At 71.3% G+C, this 10,507-nt stretch carries 10 protein-coding genes and 1 pseudogene; 6 read left to right on the top strand and 5 right to left on the bottom strand.

Features of this window, described 5'->3' with window-relative positions; all coding sequences use genetic code 11:
- Positions 1 to 1,214 (bottom strand): annotated as a pseudogene (locus QSK39_RS47060) (hypothetical protein); the annotation flags it as partial.
- 56 nt (positions 1,215 to 1,270) lie between these two features.
- Positions 1,271 to 2,152: a hypothetical protein gene (locus tag QSK39_RS47055; RefSeq protein WP_285484340.1), complete on the bottom strand. Its 882-nt coding sequence runs from the start codon at positions 2,150 to 2,152 to the stop codon at positions 1,271 to 1,273.
- A gap of 282 nt (positions 2,153 to 2,434) precedes the next feature.
- Here QSK39_RS47055 and QSK39_RS47050 point away from each other — a divergent pair, with 282 nt between their 5' ends.
- From QSK39_RS47050 to QSK39_RS47025, 6 genes are all read left to right on the top strand, one after another.
- On the top strand, positions 2,435 to 3,436 hold the full coding sequence (locus tag QSK39_RS47050; RefSeq protein ID WP_285484339.1) for a ferritin-like domain-containing protein: 1,002 nt from the start codon (positions 2,435 to 2,437) through the stop codon (positions 3,434 to 3,436).
- A 69-nt stretch (positions 3,437 to 3,505) separates the two neighbouring features.
- Positions 3,506 to 3,841: a twin-arginine translocase TatA/TatE family subunit gene (locus QSK39_RS47045; RefSeq protein ID WP_285484338.1), complete on the top strand. Its 336-nt coding sequence runs from the start codon at positions 3,506 to 3,508 to the stop codon at positions 3,839 to 3,841.
- A 49-nt stretch (positions 3,842 to 3,890) separates the two neighbouring features.
- Entirely contained in the window at positions 3,891 to 4,859 is a 969-nt protein-coding gene (locus tag QSK39_RS47040) for a beta-ketoacyl-ACP synthase III (RefSeq protein ID WP_285484337.1), read from the top strand.
- Between the two features lie 85 nt (positions 4,860 to 4,944).
- Positions 4,945 to 5,238: a hypothetical protein gene (locus QSK39_RS47035; protein WP_285484336.1), complete on the top strand. Its 294-nt coding sequence runs from the start codon at positions 4,945 to 4,947 to the stop codon at positions 5,236 to 5,238.
- A gap of 124 nt (positions 5,239 to 5,362) precedes the next feature.
- Positions 5,363 to 6,112, top strand: coding sequence for an anti-sigma factor (locus QSK39_RS47030; RefSeq protein ID WP_285484335.1), 750 nt, complete (start codon positions 5,363 to 5,365; stop codon positions 6,110 to 6,112).
- A 105-nt stretch (positions 6,113 to 6,217) separates the two neighbouring features.
- Entirely contained in the window at positions 6,218 to 6,652 is a 435-nt protein-coding gene (locus QSK39_RS47025; protein ID WP_285484334.1) for an ATP-binding protein, read from the top strand.
- A 270-nt stretch (positions 6,653 to 6,922) separates the two neighbouring features.
- Here the strand turns inward: QSK39_RS47025 and QSK39_RS47020 are convergent, their stop codons facing one another.
- The 3 genes from QSK39_RS47020 to QSK39_RS47010 all read right to left on the bottom strand — a co-directional run bounded on the left by QSK39_RS47020 (position 6,923) and on the right by QSK39_RS47010 (position 10,383).
- Entirely contained in the window at positions 6,923 to 7,591 is a 669-nt protein-coding gene (locus QSK39_RS47020) for a fasciclin domain-containing protein (RefSeq protein ID WP_285484333.1), read from the bottom strand.
- Between the two features lie 136 nt (positions 7,592 to 7,727).
- Positions 7,728 to 8,438, bottom strand: a complete 711-nt coding sequence (locus QSK39_RS47015; protein ID WP_285484332.1) for an LLM class flavin-dependent oxidoreductase — start codon at positions 8,436 to 8,438, stop codon at positions 7,728 to 7,730.
- Position 8,439: 1 nt separating this feature from the next.
- Positions 8,440 to 10,383: an acetoacetate--CoA ligase gene (locus QSK39_RS47010; protein WP_285484331.1), complete on the bottom strand. Its 1,944-nt coding sequence runs from the start codon at positions 10,381 to 10,383 to the stop codon at positions 8,440 to 8,442.
- Between the last annotated feature and the right edge of the window lie 124 nt (positions 10,384 to 10,507).

The following is a 10,507-nucleotide window of genomic DNA, read 5'->3' as shown; positions in this document are numbered from 1 at the left end:
GCCCAGCCGGAGTTCCCGCCGGTGGTGGTGCTGGTGTTCCAGGCGTCGCCGGTCGAGCCGGTGGCGCCGGTGTCACCCGAGTTGCCCGACGTCACCGCAGTGTGCGACTTCGTGCTCTCGTGCTTCCAGCCGGAGTTGTGGTTCCAGCCGCACTGGTCGTGCCCACCGTGGCCACGGCCCTTGTCCTGGCCGCCGAGCGTCCACACGATGGCGGAGTTGCCGCCGGTGGAGCCCGAGTTGCCCGAGTTGCCGGAGTTCCCGGTCACCGCGTTGTTGTGGCTGGTGGCGTTCCCGGCGTCGCCGGAGTCACCACCGTTGCCGCCCTTCGCCGTGCCCGTGACCCAGCCCAGGACGCCCGTGTCGCCGCCCTGCCCGTGACGCTTCCAGCTGTGCCCACCGGTGTTCGTGGCGGAGTTGCGGCCTTCGCTGACGACGGTGGCGTCGCCGCCGTTGCCCGCGTTGCCGGAGTTCCCGCCGGTGGTGGTGCTGGTGTTCCAGGCGTCGCCGGTCGAGCCGGTGGCGCCGGTGTTCCCGGAGTTGCCCGAGGACACCGAGGTGGAGCACTGCGCCAGCAGGCACAGGCCGTAGGCGCTGTTGCCACCCGTGGAGCCCGAGTTCCCGGAGTTGCCCGAGTTCCCCGACACCGCCGAGTTGCTGCTGGTGGCGTTCCCGGCGTCGCCGGAGTTGCCCCCGTTGCCGCCCTTCGCGGTGCCGGTCACGGAGCCCACGGCCCCGAGGATCCCGCCGCGTGAAGAGTGCGAGCCGGCGGTGTTCTTGCCGGACGTCGCCGTGGTCCCGGATCCGCCGTTGCCGGCGTTACCCGAGTTGCCACCCTTGGTGGTGCTGGTGTTCGAGGCGTTCCCGGTCGAGCCGGTCGCGCCCGTGTTCCCGGAGTTGCCCGAGGACACCGTGGTGGTGCACTTGGCCAGCACGCAGACGCCGTAGGCGCTGTTGCCGCCGGTGGAGCCGGAGTTGCCCGACTTGCCGGAGTTCCCGCTGACAGCGTTGTTGCCGCTGGTGGCGTTCCCGCCGGAACCGGAGTCCCCACCGTTGCCGCCGGAGGCGGTTCCGGAGACGACCGAGTGCAGCGTGGTGCCGAGCCCGCCGAGCGGGCCCGAGTTCCCGGTGTCCGCACTGGCCACCGCTGATCCCAGCAGGACGAACCCGCCGGAGATGAACGCGGCGGTCAGGCCGCGTCGCACGTACTTGTGCATGACTTCCCTTTCCCTGCTCTCTGTCCATTGTGGATTTTGAGGGTGGAAAGGGTTCGTCAGCTCGGATGGTCGTTGCCGTAGTACTCCAGCCAATGCAACGACCACGCGCCGGCGGGCGGTGCCCGCCACGTGCGATCCGTACCCGGCATGCCCGAACCGGACGCGGTCACGGCGAACTCGCCGCCGTGTGCGCTCCCGGTACTCGCCGACATCGCACCGCTCATGCCGGAGAGGTCCGCGGGCATCCCGCCGCCACCGGAACCGGACATCGGACCGGCAGTACCGGCCGTGCCCGAACCGAGGTGCCCGGCGACGTGCCGGACGGCGGACACACCAGCGGTGTGCTGCGCGACCGGTCGCGGGGAGGCGACCGGAGCGCCGGCCGCTGCCGGGGGGAAACCGGCATCGCCGTGCGGTGCAGGTGTCTCCGGCTGTCCGGTGACCGGTTGCCCGATCACCGCCGGGACGACACGCTCACCCCCGACCGCCCGCACCACTGGCGCGGTCAGCGGGGCCGTGGCGTGCAGGACCGGCGATGTCACCGGGGACACCGCGTGCAGCACCGGCCGGGTCACCGGCCTCAAGGCCGACAGCACCGGCTCCGCCGCATCCAGCACCGGGCGGGCCAGCGGCGCGAGCACGGGCTCGAGCCCGTTCGTCACCGGCTTCACCACGGGCGCCACCTGCGACGACACGACGTGGACCGCGCCCGTGACCGGCTCGAGTGCCGGAGCCACGGGCTTGAGCACGTCGTGTGCGGTGTTTCCGAGCCGGCCGAGCAGGCTGTGCTGATCCGGTGGCGCACCTTCCGATGCGTCCGCGGCACTCGACACGGCCAAGGCCAGCAGGGTGAATCCGAACAACGCGCCGGCCACCACGAGCATCCGCAGCAAGAGCGGCTGCCCGGTCGGTGCGTCATCCGTCAGGGAAGTATCCATCCATCTCACCCCCCTTCGAGTGTGGACTTCACCGTCAGTCGTATTTCGGGGCGATGACGTTCACTGGATTGGGTGTAAATCAATGTTTTTTGGTTTCGCCGAACGGGTTTCTACCGCTGAGTAGCGGGTACGCGCGCCCGCTCGTGTCGCTCGCTCGGGAATCCGACCCATCCGCTCCGCGCCCAGCCTCGAAAGTGGACTGTCCACGACAGATCCGCCCCAGCGCCGGGAGCCGGCGCCGGGTTATGCCCGCCGTACGCGCGGGCTGGGAGGAGTTCGTCCGTGTTTGGCAAGCGCTATGCCGCGTCGATGATCAACCGGAGCGCGGAGAACGACCAGGACCGTCGCCGTTTCCTCAAAGCGGCCGGGATGACCGGCCTCGGCGTCGTCGGGGCGGGTGCGCTCGGCGGCCTCGCCACCGGGACCGCGTCCGCCGCGACCGCCCGGCCCACTGCTGCGGCGGCCGCCGCGTCGGCTGAGGTCAGTGACGGAGCCGTCCTCAACTTCGCCCTCAACCTCGAGTACCTCGAAGCCGAGTTCTACCTGCACGCCGTCACCGGCAAGGGGCTCGCCGACTCGATGACGACCGGCACCGGCAACCGTGGCGGCGTCACCGGCGGCCGGGCGGTGAAGTTCAAGACGAAGACGGCACGCCAGTACGCCCAGGAGATCGCGGGCGACGAGAAGGCGCACGTGCAGTTCCTGCGCTCCGCGCTGGGCTCGGCCGCGGTCAGCCGCCCGGCGATCGACCTGCAGTCCAGCTTCACCGCCGCCGCCCAGGCCGCCGGGCTCGTGAAGCCGGGCCACAGCTTCGACGCGTTCGCGTGCGAGGAGAACTTCCTGCTCGCGGCGTTCCTGTTCGAGGACGTCGGCGTGACGGCCTACAAGGGGGCCGCGCCGCTGATCAGCAACAAGACCTACCTCGAGGCCGCGGCCGGCATCCTCGCCGTCGAGGCCTACCACGCCGCCAACATCCGCAGTGCCCTCTACCAGCACAGCGGCGGCATCCTCGGGCTCGGCCTGCTCGGCCGTGACCTGCGCGAGGCGAGCGTCAAGCTGTCCAACGCGCGTGACAGCCTCGACGGCCCGACCGACGACGACCAGGGCGTCATCGACAGCCGCGGCCAGGCCAACATCGTGCCCACGGACGCCAACGGCATCGCCTACAGCCGCTCGCCGGGTCAGGTGCTCAACATCGTGTACCTGACGAACAAGGCTGCCAAGTCCGGCGGGTTCTTCCCCAAGGGCGTCAACGGCGACGTGAACACCAGCGCCGCCAACTGACCGCGGCGGGGTGCGGGGCCGCCGTCGGGGCGGTCCCGCACCTGCCGCACCCTGCCACCGGAGGGCACGATGCTCGGACTCAGCCCGGAACACCTGGTCGTCCTGCTGGTCGCCGCCCTGTTCATCCTCGGCCCGGAACGGCTTCCCGGCGCCATCGCGACCGTGCGCAAGACCGTGCAGAAGGCCAAGGACGCCCTCGCGAACGCGCACGAGCAGCTCAGCAGCGAGATCGGCCCCGAGTTCGAGCAGCTGCGCAAACCGCTGGGCGAGCTCAACCAGCTCCGCGGCCTGGATCCCCGAACCGCCCTGACGCGATTCGTGCTGGACCCGTCGCCGATCGAACCACCCGCCCCGGAGCCGTCGCCGACCGGGCGAGTGTCCGGTGTGGACATGGAAGCCACCTGACACACGACCGCGGAAGGAGGCCATGCCCCCGAACGCAACGAGGAGTCCCATGCCCGCCTCCGCACCCGGCAGCCGGATCGTGGCCTGCGGTCACCACCAGCCGGTCCGCAGCGTCACGAACGACGAGCTGAGCGCTTCACTGGGCACTTCGGACACCTGGATCACCGAGCGGGTCGGCGTGCGGACCCGGCGGCTGGCCGCGCCCGGCGAGTCGGTGGCCGATATGGCGACCGCCGCTGCCGGCGACGCGCTGACCCGGTCCGGCCGCGGCGCCGGGGAGATCGACCTGGTGATCGTCGCGACCTGCACCGCTTTCGACCGGATGCCCAGCGTCGCGGCGCGCGTCGCCGACCGGCTCGGGATCCCCGCGCCGGCGGTCTTCGACCTGAACGCGGCGTGCTCGGGATTCTGCCACGCGCTCGCCTCGGCCGACCACGCCCTGCGGGCCGGCGCCGGCCGCCGCGCGATCGTGGTCGGCGCCGACAAGATGAGCGACTTCCTCGACTGGACCGACCGCACGACGTGTGTGATCTTCGGCGACGGGGCAGGCGCTGCGGTCGTCGAAGCCACCGGGGGACCGGGCGGGATCGGCCCGGTCGTCTGGGGATCGGACCCCGCCAAGGGCTCCTGCATCAGCCTGGAGTCGGCGGGCCCGCACGGGCTGCCCGCGACGTTCCGCCAGGAAGGCCCGGCGGTGTTCCGCTGGGCGACGACCGAGCTCGCCCCGATCGCCCGCACCGCCTGCAGCCGCGCCGGCATCGACCCACGCGACCTCGGGGGGATCGTGACCCACCAGGCCAACGTCCGCATCATCGCCGCTCTCGCCCGCGCGATCGGCGCCCCGGACGCGATCGTCGCGACCGACGTGGCCGAGTCGGGCAACACTTCGGCCGCCAGTATCCCCTTGGCCCTGTCGAAACTCCTCCGGCGTCGGGAAATTACGGCGGGACAAGCGGTTCTGCTGTTCGGGTTCGGTGCCGGGCTCACTTACGCCGGCCAGGTCGTCACGTGCCCGTGACCCTTGGTGCGCCCCGGTAATCGTGCGGTAAGGATCACCGGACGCGAACCGTGTGAGACTGGAGTGATCCGACGAGGAGGTCACCATGACCCGCAGTCACCCGCACTCGACCGGCGGTACGACCAAGAACCGGTGGGCCCACGTGGGAATCTCGATCGCCTTCGCCCTCATCGTGGCCGGCGGTGCAAAGGTCGCGTTCGATCTCAGCAGCACGATGATGACGCACCTCGCCTTGGTGGGTGCCTGGATGATGCTCGCGCTGGGCCTCGCGTACGCGGGAGTCCGGATCCGGCCCAGCCTCGGCGGCGCGCTCTTGACGGGCTTCGGAATCGGGGCGCTGCTGGTGGTTTTCTTCGGCGGTATGCAGATGTTCGCCTGACCGGCGCTCCGTGTCGGTACCGCAAGGCGGGCGGCCAGAGTGGAGGCGCCTGAGACATCTCACCAATACTTGTCACCGCCGGCGCCGAAAGACTGGTGAACGCCCGCTCGCAAAAGGACTCAGCATGGTCGACACCCGGCTGCGTGACGCACTGATGGCGCCCGCCGAACTTCACACCCTCGCCGGCGCCTACGCTCTCGGTGCCGTCACCGATGAGGAACGAGCCGCGTTCGACCGCCACCTCGCCGGCTGCGCCGCCTGCGCCGAAGACGTCCGTGGGTTCGAGGAGACCGCCGCCCGGCTCGGGGCCGCCGTCGGCGCGGTGCCCGTCGAGCGCCTCCGCAGCCGGGTGCTCGCCGAGATCACCGTGACCCGGCAGCTCCCGCCGCAGGTCGGGTCTCCGCCGGTCCCGGTGCTGCCTGCTCGACGTGCGTGGCACCGGCGGGCAGGCGCCGGAGTCGCGGCCATCGCCGCCGGGGCCGCGCTGCTCGTCGGCGGGATCAGCATCGGCATGCAGAACACGCCGGTCTCGACGCAGGTGGCCTCGCCGGCCAACGTCCGGGGCGCGGCGGACGCGAAGACGGTGCACGGCGACGGCACCAGCGGGGGAGCCGCGACCGCGACCCTGTCGCGTGGGCTGGGCGTGATCACCGTCGACGTCCGGAGCCTGCCGCCCCTCGAACCGGGCCGGGCCTACCAGTGCTGGCTGGTCGGCCCGCGCGGTCCGCAGTCGGCGGGTCTGCTGCACCGTGGTGAAGGCTCGATGACCGCCGCCCTACCCGCGGACACCGACCGGATCGCGATCACCACCGAGCCGGTCGCGGGCTCGCCGCAGCCGACGACGTCGCCGGTGCTCCTGCTCGGCCTCGCCTGAACCGCCGGTTCGGCACCCACCGGGCTGGTCCGTGGACCAATCCGGACGCGGAACCGGCGCCGAACAACGAACCGGGTACGTGTCGAGGGAAGGCCGGTTGCAGTGATGGATTTCGACCAGGAGTTGGCGCACCTCACCGATCGGCTCGCCGCGGCGGCCGAAACCACGGTCGCGCTGGACGACCGCCCCGATCTCCGTCAGGTTCGGTCCGTCGTGGCCGAGGCACTCACCTTCGGGGCGTGCTCCGACGATCGGTACGGCGGGGTCCTGCTCGTGATCGACGAACTCGTGGGCAACGCCTACCAGCACACCACCGCCGTCCACGAGTTGCGCGTCACCCGCACCGCGGAGAACCTGCTGATCGAAGTCAGCGACGCGGACCCCGACCTGACGTCCGTGCGAGCATGCCGTCCGGGATCCGGGCGATACGGGCTCCGGCTGGTCGGCCAGCTGTCCCTGGACTGGGGCGTGCGCGCCGCGCGCGAGGGGAAGATGGTGTGGGCACTGGTGCCCATCAAGATGTTCCCGGCTGCTCTTTGACTGTGCCGGTAAGCACAGCGGATCGGCGTAAAGCCGGCCGCCGTCAGCGCCCTGGAGTGAACCAGCGTTGACGGCGGCCGGCGGGACGTCGCCGCTTCGGCGTCCCCCGGTGGCGGAACTCCTGCACTCCGCCACCAGACATCGATCGCCGGCCGAACCCGGAAAACGGGCTCGGGGAGCGAAAAGGACGGCCGCATCGGCTCCGGGAGGCAGAGGAGCCGATGCGGCCGCGCGGTGTCCGGTCACCCGTCGGCGACCGGACGTCGGTTTTTACTTGTTGGTGCCGGGGGTGAGGACCTTGTCGATCACGAAGACGGTGGCGTTCTTCGTGGGGATGTTGCCGCACAGGATCTTCGCGCCGTTGACGGTCATGTTGTCACCGGTGCCCTCGATCTTCAGCGGGCCGCCCGCGGTGTTCAGCGAGTCGAGCGTGCCGGCCGACTCGAGACCCTTGGCGTCGTAACGCTTGCCGACGACGTGGTACTGCAGGATCGGGGACAGCTCGGCCGGCTTGCCGGCCAGTTCGGCGAACTTCGCGTCGCCCAGCGCGGCGAAGGCCGGGTCGGCCGGGGCGAACACGGTGATGGCCTGCTGGCTGTTGAGGGTGTCGACCAGGTTGGTGGCCTTGACCGCGGCGACCAGCTTGGTCAGCAACGGGTTCGTCGACGCGGCCGAGGCGACCGGCTGCGGTCCCATGGAGTCGAGCGAGCCGGGCGCGGAGCCCTGCGGCAGCTGGGAACAGGCCGGGCCGAAGACGTCGGCGTTGGTGGTCGTGCCGCCGCCGGCGGCAGCGGCGCTGGAGGACGGGGCCGCCATCGACGAAGACGGGGCGGGGGCGCTGCTGGAAGCGGACGAACCGGTGTCGCTGCTGCCACACGCGGTGAGGGTGAGCGCGGCGGCCGCGGTCAGACCGATCCCGGCAATACGAAGGTTACGCACGAGAATTCACTCCAATTGATTACGCGGCTGAGGTCGCTCGAGAGGCGAGAACCTTTTGTTGCCAGTGATTCGGCGCCCGGCGGGAACCGGATTGGTCGATCGGGAAAGAAATTTTCGGCAGCCGTACGACGCCGGCCTAGCTCGGAAGCAGCGCTCGGACCTGAGCGGGATCCGGCCCGCCCGGCACGATCAGCACTACAGCGTCGTCGAATCCGGCCTCGGCGTAACGCTGGAGCACTTCACCGGTGGGTCCGAGGTCGTCCTTTCCCGGCACCGGGATGGCGCACACGATCGCGCGCCCGCCGCCGGCGGCGCGGAACCGGTCGTGCGCGGCGATGATCTCATCGGCGGTGCGGCGGTAAGCGGAGGCCAGCCAGCCGTCGAACTCCTGGGCCGCCCGCTCGACGTTGGCTCTCCACGAGCCGAGCAGCAGCGGTGGCCGCTCATCGCCGAGCAGGGCACGCAGCCTCGGCACGTTCTCGCGAAAGGTCCGGAACCGCGAGGTGTAGTCCCGGCCGAGAAGGGCGTAGTCGAGGTCGGTCGACCCGGGGCTGACGCCGAGGGTCAGCCGGTCGCCGCACACGGACATCAGCGACCGGACCCGGTGGGCCAGGTCGGCGGGGTGGTGCAGCGGGACCTGCACGGTGGCCGTGCCCAGCTCCACCCCTTCGGTGGCCGTGGCGGCGACCGCCAGCGTGACGAACGGGTCCGGGACGAAGAAGCCGCGCCCGAGGATCTGCGGCGTCCACAGGCTCTCGAAACCCGCCCCCGCCAGGCGTTTCGCCCACTCGGCCACCGCGATCGGCGGGCCGGGGGACAGCCGGGCGAGCGTCGCGCCCAAGCGCATGTCAGCGCGCCCGGTCCGCCGCGAACCGGGCGTACCAGCGCAGCGCGTCCGGATCGTCGACCGAGGCGATGTTCGCGGCCTTTTCCAGTGCGCGACCGGTCAGCAGCTTCTTGATCGGGACCTCCAGCCGCTTGCCGCTCAAGGTGTGCGGCACGGCGGGCGCCTCGACGATCTCGTCCGGGACGTGCCGGGCGGTGAGCTTCGTCCGGAGCGTGGTGACGATCTTCCGCTTGAGCGCGTCGTCGAGTTCGTGCCCGGGTGCGGGAACGACGAACAGCCCCAGCCAGTACCCGTCGTCGGGCTGGTCCACCCCGATCACCAGGGTCTCGGCGATCTCCGGCAGGGCCTCGAGCACGTCGTAGAAGTCGCTGCTGCCCAGCCGCACGCCTTGGCGGTTGAGCGTCGAGTCGGACCGGCCGTGGATGGAGACGCTGCCGTCGGCGTGGATCGTCACCCAGTCACCGTGGCGCCAGACGCCGGGCCAGGTGTCGAAGTAGGACTCGGTGTAGCGAACGGCGTCCGGGTCGTTCCACAGGGACACCGGCATCGACGGCATCGGCTGCGTGAGCACGAGGTCCCCGACCGCGTCGACCACCGGCTCGCCGTCCTCGTCCCAGGCCGCGCAGTCGACACCGGCGAGCCGCCCGCCGATGCGGCCCGCCCGGACCGGCGTGTACTCGTTGGCGCCGACGAACGAGCCGGAGATGTCGGTGCCGCCGCTGGTCGAGTCGATCCGCAGGTCCGGGCTGACGTGCCCGATGACCCAGTGGTAGCCCGCCGGGGGCAGCGCCGAACCGCTGACCATCACGTGCCGCAGCCGGCTCAGGTCATGCCGGTCCCGGGGCGAAACGTCGGTGGTGGCGGTGACCACCGCGGCGCCCAGCAGCATGACGTCCGCGCGGACCCGGGCCGCGACCTCCCAGACCGCGCCCGCCGGGTGGTGGGGCGCGCCTTCGTAGAGCGTGATGGCCGCGCCCTGGGTGAGTGCCCCGAGCTGCATGTTCCACAGCGCCCAGCCGGTCGAGGTGTAGGTGAACATCCGCTCGCCGGCGCGCAGCCCGCAGTACAGCCCGGACCACTTCAGCCCTTCCAGGGTGATGCCGCCGTGGCCGTGGACCAGGCCTTTGGGCAGTCCCGTGGTGCCGGAGCTGAACAGCACCCACAGCGGGTGGGAGAACTCGACCTGCTCGAACTCCGGCGGCGAGTCCTGCGCCAGCAGCTCGTCCCACGGCGCCGAGCCGTCCGGGTGCGGCCGGTCGAACACGTACGGGACGTGGACGAACCGCCGCAGCGTCGGAAGCTCTTCGCGCAGCCGGGCGACGACGTCGCCGCGATCGACTTCCTTGCCGTTCCAGTGGTAGCCGTCCGCCGCGATGAGCACGGCGGGCTCGAGCTGCGCGAGCCGCCCGATGGCGCCGTCCGCGCCGAAGTCGGGGGAGCAGCACGCCCACACCGCGCCGACCGCGGCGGTCGCGAGGCAGGCGATCACGGCGTGCTCGGTGTTGGGCAGGTAGGCGCCGACGCGGTCACCGGGACGTACGCCCGCGCGGCGCAGCCAGCCCGCCGCGGCGGCCACCGACCGGCGCAGGGCACCGAAGGTCAGCTCACGCGCGGGCCGTCCGCCCTCCTGGACGCAGATCAACGCGGGCGCGTCGGCGGCTCCGGCGCGCAGCGCGTGCTCCGCCCAGTTCAGCCGCGCCCCGGTGAACCAGCGCGTGTGCGGCATGGGGTCCGCGGTGCGCACGTGCGTCCACGGCGTGCTGAAGCCGACGTCGTGGTAGTCGACAATGGACAGCCAGAACCGGTCCAGGTCCTCGACCGACCAGGCCCACAACGCGTCGTGGTCGGGGAACGGCCGCCCTTCGCGCTTCTCCAGCCAGTTCAGGTACGCGCGCAGCGGGGAGTTCTCGATGCGGTCCGCCGTCGGGCTCCAGAGCACGTCCATACCGGAAACATAGAGACACTTCGCCGGGCTCCCCGGCGCTGTTGATGGGGATTTGAGAATCGCGTGTGATCGAGTTGAGCCGGCCGGCGCACGATCACCCTCGACGACGACGTCACGAGGAGGC

Source organism: Amycolatopsis sp. NBRC 101858, assembly GCF_030269325.1.
Taxonomy (GTDB): domain Bacteria; phylum Actinomycetota; class Actinomycetes; order Mycobacteriales; family Pseudonocardiaceae; genus Amycolatopsis; species Amycolatopsis ponsaeliensis.
Note: the sequence above shows the minus strand (reverse complement) of the source record. Positions and strands in the feature narration are given on the sequence as shown.